Below are 19,365 nucleotides of genomic sequence, written 5' to 3'. Positions count from 1 at the left end.
CATGAGTGGGCTCTCTGTAACGCCGTGTAACTGTTGCGGGCCCACCGGCCGCGCTGTGTGCTGACTCACACGACGGCCTCGGCGCCGCTCGTAACACCGGCGCACGGACGTTGGCATGTCCGTCGACACCGCCGGGCCCGCGTCGGTCGATCACCGACGCCCGCACACCGTTCACAGGAGTGAGAACATGACCCGAACTTTGTCGGCTGATGCCGATACCCGCACGGCTACCCCTCCGCTCATGTACGTCAACGGGGAGTGGCGGCCGGCCCGCAGCGGAGCCACTTTCCCGACCATCGAGCCGAGCACGGGTCGTCCCATCACCGACGTACCCCGCGGGGACTCGAGTGATGTGGACGCGGCGGTGAAGGCCGCCGCCGACGCGGCCGTCGAGTGGCAGTTCACCGATGCCATCGCCCGGGCCGCCCTACTTCGGCGGCTCGCGGCGCTCGTGGCAGAGAACGCTGAGGAGCTGGCGCGAATCGAGTCGATGGACTCGGGCCACTATCTGGCCAAGGCCCGTGAACTCGTGACCGCGATACCCATGTGGCTCGAGTACTGGGCCGGCGCAGCCGACAAAGTCGGCGGCCGCACCATTGCTGTGCCAGGCAACAAACTCAGTTTCACCCTGTTGGAGCCGCTGGGAGTAACCGCGCACATCATCCCGTGGAACTACCCGCTGCTGATCCTCGCGAGGTCCATCGCACCGGCACTTGCCTTGGGCAATACCTGTGTCGTCAAGCCCGCCGAAGACACGTCCCTGTCTGCTCTGAAGTTCGCCGAGCTGGTGGACGCCGCAGGTTTTCCGGCCGGCGTGTTCAACGTCGTGACCGGATACGGTTCCGAAGCCGGAGCGGCTCTCGCCTCCCACCCCGAGGTACGCGGGATCACCTTCACCGGATCCACGGAGACCGGACGGGAGATCGCCCGACTGGGCGGACAACACATTGCTCAGGTCAACTTGGAACTCGGCGGAAAGAGTCCGTTGGTTGTGTTTCCGGACGCACCACTCGAAGACGCGGTTGAGGTTGCGGTTCAGGGATTCTGCTCGCGGGCAGGACAAGTGTGTGTCGCTGGAAGCCGGTTGTTCCTGCACGAAGACATCGCCGACCGATTCCTGGAAATGCTCGTGGCACGACTCGAGACGGTCACCGTCGGCGACCCGTTCGACGATGCGACTCAGATGGGGCCGCTCGCTTCCAAGAAGCACTACGACCGCGTGCGCGAGTACATCGAGATCGGCCGGCAGGAGGCGACGCTGCTCTACGGCGGCGGCCGGCCGGCGAATTCGCACGGTGACGGATTCTTCGTCGAGCCAACGGTATTCGTCGACGTCGCGGCTGATGCGCGGATCGCACGCGAGGAGATCTTCGGCCCGGTCACAGCCGTGATGCGCTGGTCCTCCGTCGAAGATCTGATCGACACGATCAATGACTCGGAATTCGGGCTCTTCGCGGTGCTCTGGTGCCGAGACATCACGAGTGCGCTCGACACAGCAAAGCGCCTGCAGGTGGGCTCGGTGATGATCAACGACTGGTTCGGTGAGCTGCCCATGACCCCCCACGGGGGCCACAAGCAGAGCGGCACCGGACGTGAGGAAGGCCTCGAAGCCGTGCACGGCTACACACAGGTCAAGCACATCGGAATCAACCTCGACCCTTCGCCCGCGAAATCCACCGATTGGGCCGGCGCGCCTTTGTGACCGCTGGGCTGCTCGCCCTGCGCCGTTGAACTCCGCTGTTCCATTCAACTCAGATGAAGGAGAGTCAATGACTCAAGAAGATGCCCTGGTCAGCGCGCCGCTGGGGGCGCCGTCATTAGGAGAGGACAGGCCTGATCAACCGTACTTCGAGTCCGCTCGACCGCGACTGGGCGGCTTGATCGCCCCGGTCGCGTTCGGTGAACTCGAGTCGGCAGTCATCAAAGCCCTTGCGGATACGATGATTCCGGCCGAAGGCGGCTTTCCCGCGGCAAGCGAAGTGGGGATCGTCGACTTCTTCGGCCGCTACACGACTCCCACCGGATTCCGCGCGAAGCACTTTCCCTACCTCGAAGAGGACAAGCTGAAGGCCGCGCTGGCGCGACTCGGTGACGGTTTCGTCAACGCCGACACCGACGCGCGAACCCAAGCGGTCCTCCGGCTGGAGAAGGACGAGGAGGAGTTCTTCGCCCAGGTGCGGAGCCTCGTCTATTACGGCTACTACTCCGCGAACGAAGTGACCACCGCCATTGCGCAGCACATCGAGGCCGGGCGCGATTACCACGGACCACCACTGCCCTACGGCTACCTGCACTGCATTGAGGACTGGGATGAGGCGGCGCTGTCGACAGCCGGACAGGGCTCGGGCTACATCGCCACCGAAGACGTGGTCCGCGTCGATCTGAGCAAACTCACCTGGCTGAACGGCACGACCAACGAGGAGCACAAGTGACATCAACTATCGATCAGACGGACGTCCTGGTCATCGGTTCGGGACCGGGCGGTGCGGGCGTCACGCTGAAGCTGGTGCAGGCCGGTTACAAGGTCACGTGTCTGGAGCAGGGGCCGTGGGTGACGCCGCCCGAGCATCCGCATTACCACCGGGAGTGGGAGATCGAGAAGCAGCGCGGATGGGCATACGACCCCAACGTCCGTGGGCTTCCCGAGGATTACCCGGTCACCGGCTTCACGACGCCGTACCTCATGAACAACGTGGGCGGTAGCACGATGCACTATGCCGGCCACTGGCCGCGCTACAAGCCCGTCGACTTCCGCAAGGGAACCGAGCACGGGTTGGAAGGCACGATCGACTGGCCGATCAGCTATGAAGAGCTCGCACCGTACTACGACGAGAACGACGCCATCTATGGCATCTCCGGCATGGTCGGCGATCCGTCGTATCCGGATCGCACCGGCGTCGACCGGGATCCTCCGGTCAAGCCCGGCAAGCTGGGCCGCAATTTCGCTCAGGCGCTGGGTGACCTGGGCTGGCACTGGTGGCCGTCGGACAACGCGATCATCACTCGGCCACGCGAAGGCCGCGAGGCCGACGTCGCCGCCGGCAATGAGCTCTCCGGTAGCCCAACGGGATCGCTGAGCACACCGACGCACACCCACTGGCCGACAGCCATCGCGCTGGGAGCCGACCTCCGTATCCACGCCCGTGTCGAGCAGATCCACGCGAAGAACGGGAAGGCAACCGGTGCGACGTACATCGACACCCGTACCGGCGTGCGCCATCAGGTCAACGCGAAAATCGTGGTGGTTTCGGCCAGTGGCATCGGAACCCCGCGGCTGCTGCTGATGAGCGCACAAAAGGGGCACCCCGACGGCCTGGCCAACAGCAACGGTCTTGTCGGCAAGTACCTGATGCACCACATATTCGCGTTCTGCGACGCGTGGTTCGACAAGCCGATGGAAGGCTACAAGGGTGCTTTCGGCGCTCCCCTGTATTCGCACGAGTTCTACCACACCGACACCAACAGGGGTTTCGTCAATGGTTTCGGGATGCAGGTGGCGCGCAGCTTCGGCGCCGCCTACACGGCAATGGGTAGCCACACCGGATACGTGGCGCCCTGGGGTAAATCGCATCGCAAGTTCTTCAACGATCACTTCGGCAATCACCTGATGGTGTTCATGTTCGGCGAAGATCTCCCGGTCGAAACCAACTGTGTGACACTGGATCCTGACGCGAAGGACTCGAGTGGCCTGCCTGCCGCACGTGTGAACTGGGAACCGCACCAAAACGACATCGCTCTGGCCAACTACGGCATCGACCGCATCTTCGAGGCCGCGCGAGCGTTGGGGGCTGTCGAGACCAATGACACCGGGGTGCTCAACCCGCCGCCCGGTTGGCACCTGATGGGTACCTGTCGGATGGGAAACAACCCGGAGGACTCGGTGACCAACAAGTGGCATCAAACGTGGGATGTGCCGAATCTCTTTGTCGTCGACGGAAGCTCACTTACCACGGGCGGAGCAGTCAACCCGACGTCAACGATCGGCGCACTCGCCGTCCGGGCAGGAGAGTACATCTCCCGTCGATTCTCCGACATCGTGGATCAACGCACCACGCCGAGCAATGCAGAGGCGCCCGCCCTGTAATCCATCCAACAGCCGGTCCACCTCCCGCCGGCGGCGGGAGGTGGACCGTCAGGGTCGGCCGCACGGGGTGTGCACGGATCACCACCCTGGCCCGGTTGGTAGCTGCGATCAGCTGACGATCAGCACGTCGAGGGTGCGCGGCCCGTGCACTCCCTCAACCCGGTCGAGTTCGATGTCGCTGGTCGCGCTCGGCCCGGAGATGAACGTCAGCGGCCGTGACGGGTCCAGCGCGGCGAACGCCTGCGGCACGGTGTCGACGACCTGCCGGGCGAACACCACGCAGATGTGGTGGTCGGGGATCAGGGTCAGAGCCCGCCGGCCCTGCGCGACACCTCCGTCGAGCACGATCGTGCCCGTGGCGGCGATGCCGACCGCGCAGCCGGTGACCACCGCGTCGACCTGGTCGAGGTCGGTGTTGGACAGCGGCGGCTCGTCGGCGACGGCATGCACGCCGTGCACCCACTCGGTGGGCAGGTCGACGGGCACCACGACCCGGCCACCGGGCGGAACGAGGGCAGCCACCGCTGAAGCCACGTCGCCGGCCGCGACACGATGGACACGGGCGCGGTACTCGTCAACGGTCTCGGCGAAGCGCTCCACGTCGGCGGAACCGACCAACGGCGCCCGGTCATAGGATCTGGGGACCGTGACGGGGCTTGCCGGTGCGGCGGCGAGTGCCTCGCGGATCCGGTTCAGCACAATAGTTTTCGCTTCAGCCATGGGTGCGTCTCCACCACTGGCGGAACGTCTCCGACGGAGGTTCGGGCACGTCACGACTGGCCGTCCACTTCGAACCGGGCCACGGCAGCGAGGTGATGCGGTGGTCCCTGTTGGCGACGAACCGGCCGGCCGAGAGTGCCTTCTCTGCCATCGCGAACCGTTTCGGCGAGGCCATCGTCCGAGCCGCCGCCTTCATCGCGAGATCCTGCCCGGATGGCAGCCCGCCGCGTTCGGAGTCGACCTGCGCAGCCCGTAGGTGTACCAGGATCGACGGGATGTCGATGCGCACCGGGCAGGCGTCGAAGCAGGCCCCGCACAGCGAGGACGCGTACGGCAGCGACGCGTTCGGGTCGTCATGGCCGTCGGTACCGGTCAGCTGTGGCGATAGGATCGCCCCGATCGGACCGGGATACACCGACCCGTAAGCGTGCCCGCCGGTGCGCTCGTACACCGGGCACACGTTCAGGCATGCACTGCATCGAATGCAGTGCAGCGCAGCGCGACCCACCTCATCGGCCAGCACCCTGGTGCGGCCGTTGTCGAGCAGCACGAGGTGGAACTCTCGCGGTCCGTCCCCGTCGTGCACTCCGGTCCACATCGACGTATAGGGGTTCATCCGCTCGGCTGTCGACGATCTCGGCAGCAGTTGCATGAACACCTCGAGATCGGTGAAGCGCGGCACGATCTTCTCGATGCCCATCACGGTGATCAACGTCTGGGGCAGCGTCAGGCACATCCGGCCGTTGCCCTCGGACTCGACGACCGCGAGTGTGCCGGTCTCCGCCACACCGAAATTCGCGCCGCTGATCGCCACCTTCGCCGACAAGAACTTGCGGCGCAGGTGAGCGCGCGCGGCCATCGCCAGCACCCGCGGCTCGTCGGTCAGCTCGCCCGCCTCAGGCATCTCCCGCAGGAAGATCTCGCGGATCTCGGCTCTGTTGCGGTGGATGGCAGGCACCAGGATGTGGCTCGGTTTGTCATGGCCCAGCTGCACGATCAGTTCGGCGAGATCGGTTTCGGTGGCGGCGATCCCGGCCGACTCCAGGTGTTCGTTCAGACCGATCTCCTGGGTGGCCATCGACTTGACCTTGACCACTTCATTGCTGCCGGTGGCGCGGACCAGGTCGGTGATGATCCGGTTGGCCTCGTCGGCGTCGCGCGCCCAGTGCACCACCCCGCCGCGGGCAGTGACGTTGCGTTCGAGCTGCTCCAGGAGCTCGGGCAGTCGGGACAGCACGTCCTGTTTGACCGCGCTACCGGCCGCCCGCAACTGCTCCCAGTCGGCACACTCGGCCACCGCAGCCAGGCGTTTGGCGCGGATGGTCCGGGTGGCGTGCCCCACGTTGCGGCGCATCTGCGTGTCGCGCAACGCCTTTCGTGCGGCATGGGGGAAGGGTTCGGTGCCGCGTAGGTTGCCCGAACCGCGCATCCCGGGCACGCCGAGGAACGTCGTCATCGCGCCGCCACGGTGGCGTCGTCGGTGGCGGCAAGGATTTCAGCGAGGTGCACGGTTCGCACTCCGGCCCGAATCCGCGACAGCCCACCGCCGATGTGCATCAGGCACGACGAGTCGCCGGCGCTGCAGACCTCCGCGCCGGTGTCGATCACGGCGGCCATCTTGTCGGCGAGCATCGCGGTGGAGGTGTCGGCGTTCTTCATCGCGAAGGTGCCCCCGAAGCCACAGCAGGTCTCCGCGGCGGGCAACTCGACCAGCGTCAAACCGCGGACGTGGCGCAGCAATTCGACCGGTTTGTCGCCGACGCGCAGCATCCGCAGCGAGTGGCAGGTCGGGTGGTAGGTGACCCGATGGGGGAAATAGGCCCCGACATCGAGGATCTCGAGGACGTCGACGAGGAATTCCGACAGTTCGTAAGTACGGGCCGCGATGGCATCGGCACGTTGGGCGAGCCGTTCGTCGCCGGCGCGGCGGGCCACCATGGCGTGCTGATGGCGTACCGAGCCCACACAGGAACCCGACGGTGCGACGGCCGCGTCGCAGCCGGCCTCTTCGAACACCTCGACGTGGTGGCGTACCAGGTCCACCGCTTCGGTGAGATAGCCGGTGTTGATGTGCATCTGCCCGCAGCAGGTCTGTCGGTCGGGAAAGACGACTTCGTGACCGAGCCGCTCGAGGAGGGTGACGGTGGCGATAGCCGCCTGCGGAAACATGGCGTCCGCCAGACAGGTCGCGAACAATGCGATACGCATACTGGACTCCACGTCAACGGGCCGAGTTGGTCTGTCGTCCAGAGTAGGCGGCGCTTCCGGTGTTGCCACTGTCCGTCGCCGGCCTCGGGCCGGTGACACCCGAATGTGATGTCGATTGCTATGACCGAGGGGCGATTGGCATCCTGCGGGCGCCGATGCCACCATGGGCTGGATGTTTGCGGAAACTGGACAATCATGCCGAAGTCGACGGTGATGGCCGTCACGCGGTTTGCTCTTTTGTTTCGCTGGTTCCTGCGCGTGCTCGGCGGCAGTCCGCTGGGCCGGGTGAGCGATCGTCTCGAGGCGCTCAGCGCCGTCGTCGTGACCGTCTTGGTGCTGTTCGCCGTGCCGCTCGCAGCGCTGGTCAAGACCGAGGTCTACAGCGCCGGAGCGCGTACCGCCGACGAGCAGGCGCAGACCCGCCACGCCGTCGAGGCGCAGGCGCTGGAAAGCACCGCTGCGCTGGCGGACTTCGACAATCCCGGATATGTCCGTGTGCGATGGCAGGGCGGCGGACAGTTCCATGAAGACACGGTCATCGCGCCTGCACCGGTCGAAGCGGGCGACGCTGTGCGGATCTGGGTCGACGATGCCGGCAAGGTGGTCCCGGCGCCGGTGACGGTGACAGATGCCGAGATGGCCGCGGTCGGTGCTGCAGTGGCGGTCTGGCTCGCCGTCGTGGGCAGCTGCGCCTTGGCGACGTGGGTTGTCCGCCGGGGGCTGGACCGAGCCCGCGACCACGCCTGGGAGCGCGAACTCCGCCTACATGTCCACAACGACGACGGCCGGGCGAACCGGCACACGTAGGGCTCCGCACCGCGCCGTGCGGAGATGGCGCAACGCCCTATTCCGAAGCCACCGCCGGGGTAGCGGCCCGGTGCACGCCGATGAGGTACTCGTACGCGGCGGCGTTGACTCCGTTGACTTTGATCTCGTCGTCGCTCAGTTCGCGGCGGACCTTGGCTGGGACGCCCGCGACCAGCGATCGCGGCGGAACGTTCATGCCCTGCGGGATCACTGCTCCGGGCGCGACGAGGGAACTCGCCCCGATCGTGGCGCCGTTACCGATGATCGCTCCCATGCCGATGAGGCAATCGTCGCCGATGAGGCAACCGTGAACGACCGCATTGTGACCGATGGTCACCCGAGCACCGATCGTGACGGGGAAGCCCGGGTCGGCGTGGATCGAGGAGTTGTCCTGGACGTTGGATCCCGCACCGATTTCGATGGGCTCGAACTCCGCGCGCACCGTCGCGGAGTACCAAACGCTGGCCTTCTCTGCGAGGGTGACGTCGCCGATCACCGAAGCGTTCGGAGCTACCCAGCTTTCGGGATGCATGCGGGGAGATCGGTCCCCCAAGGTAAGGATCAACGGCTCCGGCATGGGGCTCATTGTGCCCAAAGCCGAATTCCCGATGGACTCGGGATCACGGCGGCCGGTGCGATGAGACGGATCAGCAATGCCGCGATGTCGGTGGAGGCTCGTCGCGGGCGCACTATGAGCTACCGTCCCTCGACGAGCCAGAACACCGCGCGTTCGATCGACGGCAGGATGTCGGTGACATCGATTGCGTCCGCCGCGAGTTGGCCGAGCACCCCGTACACCTGGCTGGTGAGGATGCGTTCGAGATCGGCGGCGAATCCGGGGTCGGCCTGGCCGAGTGCTTCCCGTGCCGCGGGCGTGACGGCGTCGAATCCGAGCTTGGCGAGACGGTCTCCGCCAGGTCCGGACAGCGCCCGGAAGTAGGACTTCAACAGCTGCGGATGGGATTCCCACGGCTCGAACACCGTTCGGAAGATGTGCATCAGCCCGCCGTACAGCGTGGCACTGGGCGCCGGCGCGAGTCCGGCATAGCGGTTGGTGGTCAACCACCATTCGAGGGCTGCGACGATGAGTTCGTCGCGTGTGCGATAGCGCTTGTAGATCGTCGCCAGTGACATGCGCGCGCGGCGAGCGACCTCCCGCAATTGGACTGCCTCGTATCCGTGCGTGTCGAGCAGATCCACGACGATGTCGATCAGGGGGTCCGACGACGACTCGTCCGCCGGGACACCGGCGGGAGCGGTTTGCACAACGCCTTCCGTCTGCACGGTAACGATGTTACTGTGCGGCCAACAGTAACGCCGTTACCCCCGACAGCCGCGGTGCACGGCCAGCTGCGATCGCACCGAAGCGAGGAACCGCATGGGCAAGTTGAACGAACGAGTCGCCTTCATCACGGGCGTGGCGCGCGGGCAGGGCCGCAGCCACGCGGTGCGGTTGGCCGGCGAGGGCGCCAACATCATCGGCGTCGACGTCTGCGCCGACATCCCGTCGAACGGCTATCCGATGGCGACCCGCGAAGAGCTGGACGAGACGGTCGGCCTCGTGGAGGCCGCCGGCGGGAAGATGCTGGCGAGCGTTGCTGATGTGCGCGACTTCCATCAGCTGCAGGCCGCGCTCGATGCGGGCGTCGAGCAGTTCGGTCGTCTCGACATCGTGTGCGCCAACGCCGGGATCGCGACGATGACGTTTCGCGAATTGACCATTGAGGAAGAGCTCGAGCAGTGGACCGACGTGCTCGACGTCAATCTCGTCGGCGCCTTTCACACCGCCCGCGCCGCGATCCCGCATCTGATCGCCGGGCAGCGCGGCGGATGCATCATCTTCACCAGCTCGACCGCGGGCCTCAAAGGCTTCGGCGGCTTTCAGGGCGGCGGACTCGGTTACGCGGCATCCAAACACGGAATCGTGGGACTGATGCGGACACTTGCAAACGCCCTTGCCCCGCACAGCATTCGCGTGAACACCATCCATCCGACAGCTGTCCGCACCATGATGGCCGTCAACCCCGCCATGACCGCATTTCTGGAGGCCTACCCCGACGGCGGACCGCATCTCCAGAACCCGATGCCGGTCGACATGCTCGAACCAGAGGACGTCAGCGCGGCCATCGCCTACCTCGCGTCCGACGACGCCAAGTACGTCACCGGCGTCACCTTCCCCGTCGACGCCGGCTTCTGCAACAAACTCTGATGTCCACAACCCACGACGTGGACACCGACCGCCGTGAGCGGGGATTACGCGCCTTCACCGAGGTGATGGCCGTCGAGGCGCCCAAGGCCACCTCGCCCGTCATCGCCGACGAGCTCATCGACTTCGTCTTCGCCGATGTGTGGACTCGGCCCGGGCTCAGCCGGCGGGATCGGCGGTTCGTCACGCTGGCCTGTGTGGCGGCGGCCGACGCCGATGCTCCGCTGGAGCAGCACATCTATGCGGCCCTGAAGAGCGGCGACATCTCGATCGCCGAAATGCGCGAAACCGTATTGCATTTCGCGGTTTATGCGGGCTGGCCGAAGGCGTCGCGGTTCAACATCTTCGTCGACCTGCAGTGGCAGCGACTGTGCGACGAGCGCGGCGAAGCGCCTCCGCCGCCCGAACCGCTGCTACCCCTGCCCACCGAGAGCGATCCCGAAAAGCGACTCCAGGGCGGAGAGCAGACGTTCATCGACGTGAACTGCATCCCCTTCACCCCGCCGCGCGACAACCCCTATCAAGGGGCGGGCATCCTGAATTTCGTCTTCGGGGAGATGTGGCAGCGGCCGGGCCTTGGAATGAAGGAGCGGCGCCTCATCACTGTGGCGTGCGTGGCGTTCCAGGATGCCGACATCCCGATTCTGTCCCATGTGTACGCGGCGATGAAGAGCGGCGACATCTCCTTCGAGGAGATGGACGAGGTGGCACTGCACTTCGCCGCGTACTACGGGTGCGCGAAAGGTTTCCGGCTGAACCAGGTCGTCGGTGAGCAGCAGCAGCGTGTGCTCGCCGAGGCCGCCAACTCACCTGGCTGAAAGGTTGGGCGCAGACGTGAAGTCATTGCGCGACAAGGTTGCCATCGTCACCGGCGGAGGCAGCGGTATCGGACGCGCCACGGCCCTCTCGCTCGCCCGCCGGGACACTGCCGTTGTCGTCGCAGACATCAACGCAGACCGCGCGTCGTCAGTAGCCGACGAGATCCAGGCTGACGGCGGACGCTCAGCCGGCGTTGTATGCGATGTCGCCGACGGTGATGCCTTCGAGCGGCTCAGAGACCTCGTACTCCGGGAATTCGGACGTGTGGACATCGTGATGAACAACGTCGGCGTCCTCACCCGCGGTCTGCCCGAGCATCTTCCGCTGAGCGAGTGGCAGCGCATCATCGACATCAACCTGATGTCGTACGTGCGCAGCAATCTCGTGTTCCTTCCACTGCTACTCGAACAGGGCAGCGGTCACATCGTCAATACCGCCTCCTTCGCTGGACTCTTCACTTATTCCTATGACCGTCTGCCGTACGCGGTGTCGAAGGCCGGCGTCATCCAGCTGTCGGAGGGATTGCGGCTCTACCTTGCCCCGCGCGGAATCGGGGTGACGGTTCTGTGTCCGGGACCGGTCATCACGAACATCATCGAATCACTTCCGCCGCCCTTCGGGCCTGAGCCGGAGATGCGGGGCCCCGGAGAGCAATTCGGTCTTTTGACTCCTGATGAGGTCGGCGAGCGCGTGGTCGAGGCCATACTCGAGGACAGCTTCATGGTCTATACGCATCCAGAAGTGCGCGACGTTCTCGTCGACCGCGCGTCGGACTGGAACGCTTTCATCGACGAACGGGCGCGGGAGGCGTGACCCGCACGGACCGCGTCTTGGCTGTGATCGGCACCGGCGGCATGGGGCGAGCGATTGTGCGCCGCTTGGGCTCCGGCCTTGCTGTGGTGCGGTCGGACGTCGACAAGGACACCCTGAAGCAGACCGCCGACGAATACAGCTCGATCCGACGTCGGCGGAGATTCTCGCTGTTGACCTCGTTGGTGTCGCCTATGTCCTCGATTCGTTCGGCGCGGTGGTCGCTTCGGGCGGAACGGGTGTCGTAATCGGGAGTATGGCTGCCCACCTGCTGCCGGCGCTGTCGTTCGAACAACAAGCGGCGATAGCGAATACACCGGCCGAAGACCTGTTGTCGTTGCCGTTCCTGGATCCGGAACGGATCGAGTATCCAGGGGTGGCGTACGCGATCGCCAAACAAGCCTGCCTGGTTCGCGTGCGGGGCCGCCTGCAGGACGTGGGCGGCGAGATCGGCGCGGGTCAACTCGATCAGTCCGGGCACCATCGTCACTCCCATGCAGCATCAGGAACTGAAGTCCGAGCTGGGCGACGGCATCCGGGCGATGGTCGAGCAGGCCGCCCTGCGGCGCATGGGCACTCCCGAGGAGATCGCGGCCGTCACGGAGTTCCTCCTCGGCTCCAATTCATCATTCATCACCGGGACCGACATATTGGTTGCCGGTGGCGTCGTCGCATCGACGCTTCCGCAGGAAACCGGGTAGTTCATGCTCGATGAGAAGGTTGTGATGATCACCGGCGCCGCATGCGGAATCGGCGCCGGCATGGCGCGACTGAACTACGGGGCTGGATCACCACATAAGCACCCGAAGCGACCCGCGAACAGAGCCACGCCTTGGCCGCCCTCGGCATCAACAGCCTCCTCGGCGAGCGTTTCGTCGCCCACCGCATCCGTCAACCGGAAGGCCGCTTGTCTGACGATCGCTACCTCCAAGAATGGACAGCCCTATTCACTGCACGCCTGAAAAGCCTGCGGGAGGATTCCTAGCCATTTTGCTTTCTGGTCGGCCATCCCATCATCGCGTTTCCAAAGGGTTCGAAAACGGCTGTCAGGCAGGCCCGTTCAACAACTTCTGGAGGCGGATCGTCATCTGATCGGGCCGGCAACCCGGGGGTCTCTCCTCGACACCGCCCTGGCCGAGTTCGGCGAAGACTGCTTGAGACCAACATGATGTGGCAGCGCGCAGTTTGGAGGCTGCACGGTTCGCGAACCTAGCTGGCGGTGACGTCGGAGCTCTCAGTTGATGATTTCGGCATCCTCGTTGGAGAGCAGCGCAGACAGGCGTTCCCGCCATGTCTGCAGCTGTTCAGGCGTCGATCGGGTCCACTCGGTGATTTCGCCGACGATCCGCAGCGGGTCCCTGCTGCGGTAGGACCGCGTGGGATTGCCGGGGAACTTCTTGTCGGTCACGTTGGGGTCGTTCTCGAACTCTCCGGTCGGCTCAACTTGGTACACCCTCGGAATAGCCTCGCCCGCAGCGAGTTCAGCGGCAATCTCAGCGGCAAAGCCAGCTCCGTCAACCAGAGCGGTGAAGTAGATGTGGTTCATCACGATCTCGGGCCGGTAGTTCGATCGATGACCCGCGGTGAGGAACTCACCCACACTCAGGTCGGCGATCGTGCCATGGAAGAACGGACCATTGTCAAGCGGTTCAGACACCTGAATTCCTTCGGACGAACTGCTGGGAGGCGCAAGTATGCAGGACTATCCGGGCCTTGCCGCAACCCCCCGTTGGAGCGGTATCCTGAAAGTGGCACGGCGGCGCGGATCTTCGAACGCACTCTGTCGGAATGTCATTCTCGAGCGACGGCCAACTCCCTGAACCAGCCCAACGGCCGAGGTGCCGGCTGACCAATCGCAAGGTCATGGCCGACATGGCTAAGACGGGTCTCGATCGGGCGCTATGAGAGGACCTATGGAGTGGACCAGTTCATCTGGTGCCCGGCCTCCGTCGCTGCCGACGCCTTGTGTTGGTTGATGTGGAAGCGTGCGGTCTTCACGCCCTTGCGGGTGGGCCTGAAGGCTGCCGCGCAGGTGTTCACGCGACGCGCGCTATTGAAGCGCTACCCCCAGTTCCTGGGCGAAGACTCGGATCATGTGCTGTACGCCAATCTCGTTGCGGCCGATGATCATGTGATCGTGTTGGCCGTGACGGACGCCTTGCCCGCATTGGGGCAGCATCGCGAAGTCCTCGTCGCGGACGGCGGCGTGCACGCTTTCGTAGACCTGGTCGTAGGCTGCGCGCATCTCGTCGTTGGTGGCCGGTACCTTGCCCATCCAGCTGTGTCTGACTGTGCACCGGGTGGGCGCCCCCGCTGGCAAGATGTCGATGATCTCCACACCGACGGGGCTGTTGGCCAGGATGAGGTTCGGGTAGATCCAGTAGATCAGTCCCATGTTGGCCGAGGGATCCCAAGGCCCGGAAGGATCCCCGTCCAGATTGACGATCCAATTGAACGGAAACCCCATGCGGTGGTGCTTGCCGAATTCGTCGTACACCGAGGTGTTGGCGATGGTGTTCTGCCCGATCACGCTCTCTCCGTGGACGAATGGAAAGTGGTAGGCCTCGGCGAACGCCTCCAGGGCTCCCTTCCAGGAAACGTCGGATTCGAATTCACGATCGGTGTGATAGCCGTACGACGCGTAATTGAACTGCGCCAGTTCAGGTCCCATGTCACCAAGGTGGGCATCGACGTCGATCGCGGCGTCGGCGCTGAGCACAGCCCAGATGAAGCCGTGCCGCTCCTGGCTGGGCAGCTCGACGAGCCCGTAGTCCGCTTTATTCATCGAATCGAAGCCGCTGCTGCCCGGCACAGTGAGCAACTCGCCGGTGTTGCGGTAGGTCCACGCGTGATAGGGGCAGGTGAAGCGTGAGACGTTACCGGTTCCGCAGGCGGGCATGGCCCCGCGGTGCCGGCAGTAGTTGAGCAGTACGTGGCTGACCCCGTGGCGGTCGCGCGTGATCAGCAGCGAGTCCCCGAGCACCGAACGCACCACATAGTCGTCGGCGTTCGGTATCTGCGCGGAGGGAAGGACGGCCAACGGCACCCGCCGCAGGATCTGAGACTCTTCGATCTCGGTGATCTTCGGGTCGCGGTAGTAGTGCAGTGGGACGCGCAGTTCGCGTTCGGCCATATCGGTGGTCTTGTCGAGGGCCAGGCGCAGCGCCCGTCGGGTGAGCACTTCGTCCTGGCCGTTCGTCACGGGTCCGATCGTCGAGGTCATCTCGGAGGCTCCTCACGGATTGCGATCGCTGAACTCGAATCTGACGATACAGGTGCATGGGACTGTAAAGTCAAGGAATGCGCCGTCCGGATGCGACGATCCCCTGATGCGGAGACACGGGTGGGCTGGTGACATTCCGGCCGATGACGAGGAGGCCGTAGCACGCATCGTGACTGCCGCGCGGCGGATGATCGACGAGGAGGGAGCGGTCAGTGTCTCCCGGGTCGCCGACGACCTCGGCATCACCCGGCCAACCCTGTACCGGTACTTCCCGAACCTGGAAGCGCTGCTGCACGCCACCGCCATGTCCGCAGTGTCGGCCTTCCTCGACAACCTCGCTCTGCACCTGAAGGCGTTCACGACGCCCACCGACGCCGTGGTCGAGGGCATCGCCTTCACCCTCGAACAACTGCCGCACGACCGTTACCTCGGCATGGTGATGCAGCCGGGCAAGGCCAGCGCGTTCACCGCCGGTGTCACCGGTGAGGTTGCCATCACCTTCGGGCGGTCCATTTTGAATCGCTTCAATGTGGACTGGCGCGCAAGCGGATTCGACGACACCACGCTGACCGAACTCGTTGAACTCATGCTGCGAATGCTGCAGTCCCTGATCATCGACCCGGGCCGGCCTCCACGCCATGGGGAGGAACTGCGCGCTTACCTCCACAACTGGATAGCGCCGGGGGTACAGGCGCACTGTCGGCCGCGGGAAAGTGCAGTCAGAGTGGAGAACCCATGATTCGGCACCGTAGAACTCTCCGTGCAGATCTCGGCGAGCGGCCCCCTCTCGCCGCGGGGCCTCCAGAGACGACTGTACTGATCTTCGGAATAAAGCTCTCCACGGTCGTTGGAGAGAGGCTGACCGACTGCGTCTCAGTGGATCAATACGCCTAACAATGGCGCCCTTGAACATATAGGCCTGTCAAGCCGTACCTGCCACGCCGGACATCGCTCTCGCGGCAGACGTCGAGGTACTCAGGTCGACGCCGACCCAACGTCGAGGTGGCACTTCGTGCGCTTCGCCGCCAACGAGCGCGCGTCGATCACGCTGTCGATAATCGCCGAAGCCCTGTCCGCCGCCGGCCTGTCTCGATTGTCCTTGCGCTAGGGGTGAATCGTCGGCATCTGCATATCGCGCGCTCGCTGTTCTAAAGAACTGAGGCGCCCCCGCGTGGCCTTAGCCGTGCGTACATCACGCCGGGCTGCGGGGTCTCATTTCCTATCACGACGCTGTGCTCAAGGACTCGCGCCGGCCCAGCTTGGCCGCGCGCAGCCATCGCGGCCCGAACTGTCACTTTCATGTCCAGTTGGACATGAGGTGGACACGAACGGGGAGTTGTGTGGCGCGCCGATGACCGGCACCGGATCTTCGACGGCTGGTTGTCGGACCCGCGGCCTACCGTGGGTGTGTTACCGCGGGGAAAGGTGAGTATCGAACGTGGAGACGCTCAATGAACAGTTCGAGCAGGCAGTGCGCAACGTGACAGTCAACGGCGACAAGCGCGACCGCGCCATCGCCGCGCACACCGAGGTGCGCGACCTGTTAGAAGCCGACGCCGAATTGGCCGACTGGGGCATCGACACGCTGCTGATCGGTTCCTACGCCCGACAGACCGCCCGCTACCCCGGCAAAGACGTCGACGTGTTCCTGAGGTTCACAAACCTGTCGGTTCGCCATAGCCCGCAGAAGATCTCCGACGCCGTCGAACGGGTCCTCGTCGCCGAGTACGGCTTGAAAGACCACGATCAAGGCGGCCGGATCACGCGTCAGTCCCGGTCGCTGAAGATCGAATTTTCCGATCCTGAAGACCACTTCAGCGTCGATGCGTTCGCCATCGACGCGGTGCCGGCCGTTCCGTGGGGAGATCACTGGGCGATCCCGAATCGCGATCGCGACAAGTGGGACAACGACGAGAAGCGGTGGATCAAGACCAACCCGGTGCAGTTCGCCGCGGACACCAATTCCCTGGCCGTCGCCGCGTGGAGTCCCGTGGTCGGAACCACCAACGCCTACCGGCCGGTCGCCCGGCTGCTTCGGCAGGTGCGCCACGTTCACCTCGGCAGCCAACGTCCCGGCGGGCTGTTCATCGAGATCGCTGCGTACTACGCATGGAAGGACGGCCTCGTCACGGGGTCCACCTGGGCTGAACTGCTGGCCTCCACCTTCGAACATGTCTCTGCACGCCTGGCCGACAGCGCCGAAGGCGGCCTGCTCGATCCCGTGCTGAACACCCCCTTGAAACCCGAACTCGACTACTGGCAGTGGAACTCGGCCGCCCAGACCTTCGAGCGTCTCGCCCAGGAGGCACGCGACGCGCTCGACGCCGAGAAGTGCCGGGCCGCCAAGATGTGGCGTGACATCCTCGGCGACAACGAGCGTGGCGCAGTTCTTCCCCTGCCAGAAGGCTGCGACGCCACCGGCTTTCCGATCGGATCGGTCACGGCGGTCGGCGCGCTGGGCAGTAATCAACCCCGTGGCTTCGCCCTCTCACCTCGCCGTCGACGCGCACCGCTCGACCTGTAGTGCACACCTACGACGACGCGGCCTACGACCGGTTCCGCGCAGGGCTGATCGAAGCCTGCTTCTCCCCGGTGCCGGGTGAGGACCCGCCCATATGGACGGGTCCCATTCGACCGAGCCTGCGGCCGCTCACCGACGCCACCCGCATGCAGATCCACTTCTACCCCGGCTGGCCACTGCGCTATGCCCACGTCCACGTCGATGGCCTGCGCACCGAACACGACGCCCTGGGCACGATCTGCCTGTGGGGCGAAGACGACCCCGCACAGATCGACGGCCGGCGCCTGGAAGCGCTGTGGGTTCGACTCGACCAATGGGCTCACGCCGCGTCCACCAGCTTCAGTCCCGACGACGCCGCCCTGGATGCCGCCCACCTGTTCCGCGAGCGCAGCAACACCTACCGCGCCGAACTACCACTCCAGGACCTACTCGACAAAGGCACCACCGGCTGGACCGCCTCAGTCTTCGGCACCCTGCAAGGCTCCACACTGCTCATCGCCCACGGCAACCCACCCGATCCACGCACGGCGGGAACACCGGTCCTGACGGGCGCAACATATTTGCTACCAGCAACCACTCGACCCCCCCGGACCCTCGACGACGCTCGCCAGGCGCTCGGTCGCCGACAACGCCGAAACCTCGAGGCGGGTCTGGCCAGACGATCGAACGCCGCCTTCCCCGCCCCCAGCGGCGGACACGACTTCATCGTGCTGACCTGGCCACGCCACGGTGCCGACTACGACGCCGTCGTACTCGCCTTCTCCGGAGACGGAACCACGCTGCAGACCACCGCGTTGACAGCGACAGCCAACGACGCGCACGCACTTCGCCGCCGCGCCGGCCCCGACGCCGACGTCCTGGCGACCAAGGCCGTGCTGATCGCCGGCGCCGGCTCGGTGGGCGGCCATGTCGCCGTCACACTGGCATCAAACGGCGTCGGCGCACTGCACCTGCACGACGACGACCACCTGGTCAGCGCCAACCTGGTCCGCCACGTCAGCGAACGCCGCTTCGTCGGCCACCGCAAGACTCTCGCCGTAGCCGACGCCGTCAACCAACACGCCCCCTGGACCACCGTCACCAGACACGGCGATCTTCCCTACGATCCGATCGCCTTGAGAACAGCCATCACCGACACCGACCTCGTCATCGATTGCACCGGCATCCTGCCGATGACCGCCGCCCTGGCCCACGTCTGCCACCACAATCACATCGACCTCGTGACCGGCGCCCTGTTCCACCAAGGCGCACTCACCCGCATCCAACGACAAACCTCCTCCGACACCCCGCTGGCCACCCGCTCGGCCGACCCGCGCTACCACGACCTGCCACGCGATGATGACCACACCGCGATCACTGGATTCCTCGAACTCGGGTGCACCGCCCCGGTAAACAACGCCTCGCCGGCCGCGGTCCTCACCGCCGCCGCTGACATCACCGCCGCAGCGATCGACGTGCTGACCGACCGGCTCGTCCTGCCCGACGAGCGCATCACCGTCCTGCGCCCGCTGCACCCTCCGTTCGACCGCCCCGGCGTCATTGACCCCCGCCCCCACGACTGAATCCACCGCGCATGCCCGCCCACACACGCCTGCTGCTCGCCGAATCAGCCCGCGCCACACTGACCGCAGCCGCGGCACACGCCCACCCCTGCGAGACCGGCGGAATACTCATCGGCGTCCTCGCCGACGGTCATCCGTGGGTCACCGCCGCCATCGAAATAGCCACCACCGATCGAGGCCGCGCCCGCTACCGCATCCCCGGCGGAGCCACCCACGCCGCCGTTCAGCGTTCACGCGCGACCGACGATCGACTGGGCTATCTCGGCGACTGGCACACCCATCCTGCCGACGCCGGCCCCAGCCCAACCGACCGGCGTCGGCAGGATGGGTGTGCCAGTCGCCGAGATAGCCCAGTCGATCGTCGGTCGCGCGTGAACGCTGAACGGCGGCGTGGGTGGCTCCGCC

Annotated in this window: 18 protein-coding genes and 1 pseudogene; 12 read left to right on the top strand and 7 right to left on the bottom strand. The window is 65.4% G+C overall.

All coding sequences use genetic code 11. The annotated features are described in order from the left end of the window. The first annotated feature begins 187 nt into the window (after positions 1-187). The 3 genes from ACQI46_RS18960 to ACQI46_RS18950 all read left to right on the top strand — a co-directional run bounded on the left by ACQI46_RS18960 (position 188) and on the right by ACQI46_RS18950 (position 4,084). The gene (locus ACQI46_RS18960; protein WP_427095584.1) at positions 188-1,702 is read left to right on the top strand and encodes an aldehyde dehydrogenase family protein; all 1,515 of its coding nucleotides are present in this window, start codon (positions 188-190) and stop codon (positions 1,700-1,702) included. 67 nt (positions 1,703-1,769) lie between these two features. Further along, a complete protein-coding gene (locus ACQI46_RS18955) occupies positions 1,770-2,432 on the top strand; it encodes a gluconate 2-dehydrogenase subunit 3 family protein (RefSeq protein ID WP_427095583.1) in 663 nt (220 codons plus the stop codon). Further along, entirely contained in the window at positions 2,429-4,084 is a 1,656-nt protein-coding gene (locus tag ACQI46_RS18950) for a GMC family oxidoreductase (RefSeq protein WP_427095582.1), read from the top strand. Before ACQI46_RS18955 ends, ACQI46_RS18950 begins: the two co-directional genes overlap by 4 nt. Before the next feature lie 108 nt (positions 4,085-4,192). Here ACQI46_RS18950 and ACQI46_RS18945 read toward each other — a convergent pair whose 3' ends face one another. Genes ACQI46_RS18945 through ACQI46_RS18935 form a run of 3 tightly spaced genes read right to left on the bottom strand, consistent with a single transcriptional unit; the run spans position 4,193 to position 7,012 of the window. After that, positions 4,193-4,804 (bottom strand): LutC/YkgG family protein, encoded by a 612-nt coding sequence (locus ACQI46_RS18945; RefSeq protein ID WP_427095581.1) that lies wholly within the window; start codon positions 4,802-4,804, stop codon positions 4,193-4,195. Further along, the gene (locus ACQI46_RS18940) at positions 4,797-6,260 is read right to left on the bottom strand and encodes a LutB/LldF family L-lactate oxidation iron-sulfur protein (RefSeq protein ID WP_427095580.1); all 1,464 of its coding nucleotides are present in this window, start codon (positions 6,258-6,260) and stop codon (positions 4,797-4,799) included. Before ACQI46_RS18940 ends, ACQI46_RS18945 begins: the two co-directional genes overlap by 8 nt. Next, the gene (locus ACQI46_RS18935; protein ID WP_427095579.1) at positions 6,257-7,012 is read right to left on the bottom strand and encodes a (Fe-S)-binding protein; all 756 of its coding nucleotides are present in this window, start codon (positions 7,010-7,012) and stop codon (positions 6,257-6,259) included. Before ACQI46_RS18935 ends, ACQI46_RS18940 begins: the two co-directional genes overlap by 4 nt. A 195-nt stretch (positions 7,013-7,207) precedes the next feature. Here ACQI46_RS18935 and ACQI46_RS18930 point away from each other — a divergent pair, with 195 nt between their 5' ends. After that, positions 7,208-7,819 (top strand): Rv1733c family protein, encoded by a 612-nt coding sequence (locus ACQI46_RS18930; RefSeq protein WP_427095578.1) that lies wholly within the window; start codon positions 7,208-7,210, stop codon positions 7,817-7,819. Positions 7,820-7,856: 37 nt separating this feature from the next. On the opposite strand, the gene ACQI46_RS18925 is transcribed toward ACQI46_RS18930, so the two are convergent. After that, positions 7,857-8,396 (bottom strand): gamma carbonic anhydrase family protein, encoded by a 540-nt coding sequence (locus ACQI46_RS18925; RefSeq protein ID WP_427095577.1) that lies wholly within the window; start codon positions 8,394-8,396, stop codon positions 7,857-7,859. A gap of 119 nt (positions 8,397-8,515) precedes the next feature. Continuing rightward, positions 8,516-9,085, bottom strand: coding sequence for a TetR family transcriptional regulator (locus ACQI46_RS18920; RefSeq protein WP_427095789.1), 570 nt, complete (start codon positions 9,083-9,085; stop codon positions 8,516-8,518). Between the two features lie 112 nt (positions 9,086-9,197). Between ACQI46_RS18920 and ACQI46_RS18915 the strand changes: the two genes are divergently transcribed. From ACQI46_RS18915 to ACQI46_RS18900, 4 genes and pseudogenes are all read left to right on the top strand, one after another. Then, complete coding sequence (locus ACQI46_RS18915; protein ID WP_427095576.1) at positions 9,198-10,028, top strand: mycofactocin-coupled SDR family oxidoreductase; 831 nt, start codon at positions 9,198-9,200, stop codon at positions 10,026-10,028. Next, positions 10,028-10,843, top strand: a complete 816-nt coding sequence (locus ACQI46_RS18910; protein ID WP_427095575.1) for a carboxymuconolactone decarboxylase family protein — start codon at positions 10,028-10,030, stop codon at positions 10,841-10,843. Before ACQI46_RS18915 ends, ACQI46_RS18910 begins: the two co-directional genes overlap by 1 nt. Before the next feature lie 4 nt (positions 10,844-10,847). Continuing rightward, a complete protein-coding gene (locus ACQI46_RS18905) occupies positions 10,848-11,657 on the top strand; it encodes an SDR family NAD(P)-dependent oxidoreductase (protein WP_427095574.1) in 810 nt (269 codons plus the stop codon). Between the two features lie 41 nt (positions 11,658-11,698). Then, positions 11,699-12,355 (top strand): annotated as a pseudogene (locus ACQI46_RS18900) (SDR family oxidoreductase). A 533-nt stretch (positions 12,356-12,888) separates the two neighbouring features. On the opposite strand, the gene arr reads toward ACQI46_RS18900, so the two are convergent. Both arr and ACQI46_RS18890 read right to left on the bottom strand, forming a co-directional pair. Continuing rightward, on the bottom strand, positions 12,889-13,311 hold the full coding sequence (gene arr, locus ACQI46_RS18895) for an NAD(+)--rifampin ADP-ribosyltransferase (protein WP_427095573.1): 423 nt from the start codon (positions 13,309-13,311) through the stop codon (positions 12,889-12,891). A gap of 393 nt (positions 13,312-13,704) precedes the next feature. Next, positions 13,705-14,877, bottom strand: a complete 1,173-nt coding sequence (locus tag ACQI46_RS18890; protein ID WP_427095572.1) for an aromatic ring-hydroxylating oxygenase subunit alpha — start codon at positions 14,875-14,877, stop codon at positions 13,705-13,707. A gap of 106 nt (positions 14,878-14,983) precedes the next feature. Between ACQI46_RS18890 and ACQI46_RS18885 the strand changes: the two genes are divergently transcribed. The 4 genes from ACQI46_RS18885 to ACQI46_RS18870 all read left to right on the top strand — a co-directional run. Beyond that, positions 14,984-15,616, top strand: a complete 633-nt coding sequence (locus ACQI46_RS18885; RefSeq protein ID WP_427095571.1) for a TetR/AcrR family transcriptional regulator — start codon at positions 14,984-14,986, stop codon at positions 15,614-15,616. Between the two features lie 699 nt (positions 15,617-16,315). Continuing rightward, positions 16,316-17,401, top strand: a complete 1,086-nt coding sequence (locus ACQI46_RS18880; RefSeq protein WP_427095570.1) for an SMODS domain-containing nucleotidyltransferase — start codon at positions 16,316-16,318, stop codon at positions 17,399-17,401. Next, positions 17,401-18,960: a ThiF family adenylyltransferase gene (locus tag ACQI46_RS18875; protein WP_427095569.1), complete on the top strand. Its 1,560-nt coding sequence runs from the start codon at positions 17,401-17,403 to the stop codon at positions 18,958-18,960. Before ACQI46_RS18880 ends, ACQI46_RS18875 begins: the two co-directional genes overlap by 1 nt. An 11-nt stretch (positions 18,961-18,971) precedes the next feature. After that, on the top strand, positions 18,972-19,365 hold a 394-nt coding region (locus ACQI46_RS18870; RefSeq protein WP_427095568.1), incomplete at its 3' end, for a Mov34/MPN/PAD-1 family protein.

Origin of the sequence: Mycobacterium sp. SMC-4, from assembly GCF_050205565.1 — a bacterium.
Taxonomy (GTDB): Bacteria; Actinomycetota; Actinomycetes; order Mycobacteriales; family Mycobacteriaceae; genus Mycobacterium.
This window is presented reverse-complemented; position numbering and strand designations above follow the sequence as displayed.

What these genes read in the sequence shown, in the direction of transcription:
- ACQI46_RS18960 (WP_427095584.1), top strand. Translation starts at nt 188, where the DNA reads ATGACCCGAACTTTGTCGGCTGATGCCGATACCCGCACGGCTACCCCT.
- ACQI46_RS18955 (WP_427095583.1), top strand. Translation starts at nt 1,770, where the DNA reads ATGACTCAAGAAGATGCCCTGGTCAGCGCGCCGCTGGGGGCGCCGTCA.
- ACQI46_RS18945 (WP_427095581.1), bottom strand. Translation starts at nt 4,804, where the DNA reads ATGGCTGAAGCGAAAACTATTGTGCTGAACCGGATCCGCGAGGCACTC.
- ACQI46_RS18940 (WP_427095580.1), bottom strand. Translation starts at nt 6,260, where the DNA reads ATGACGACGTTCCTCGGCGTGCCCGGGATGCGCGGTTCGGGCAACCTA.
- ACQI46_RS18935 (WP_427095579.1), bottom strand. Translation starts at nt 7,012, where the DNA reads ATGCGTATCGCATTGTTCGCGACCTGTCTGGCGGACGCCATGTTTCCG.
- ACQI46_RS18930 (WP_427095578.1), top strand. Translation starts at nt 7,208, where the DNA reads ATGCCGAAGTCGACGGTGATGGCCGTCACGCGGTTTGCTCTTTTGTTT.
- ACQI46_RS18925 (WP_427095577.1), bottom strand. Translation starts at nt 8,396, where the DNA reads ATGCCGGAGCCGTTGATCCTTACCTTGGGGGACCGATCTCCCCGCATG.
- ACQI46_RS18915 (WP_427095576.1), top strand. Translation starts at nt 9,198, where the DNA reads ATGGGCAAGTTGAACGAACGAGTCGCCTTCATCACGGGCGTGGCGCGC.
- ACQI46_RS18910 (WP_427095575.1), top strand. Translation starts at nt 10,028, where the DNA reads ATGTCCACAACCCACGACGTGGACACCGACCGCCGTGAGCGGGGATTA.
- ACQI46_RS18890 (WP_427095572.1), bottom strand. Translation starts at nt 14,877, where the DNA reads ATGACCTCGACGATCGGACCCGTGACGAACGGCCAGGACGAAGTGCTC.
- ACQI46_RS18885 (WP_427095571.1), top strand. Translation starts at nt 14,984, where the DNA reads ATGCGGAGACACGGGTGGGCTGGTGACATTCCGGCCGATGACGAGGAG.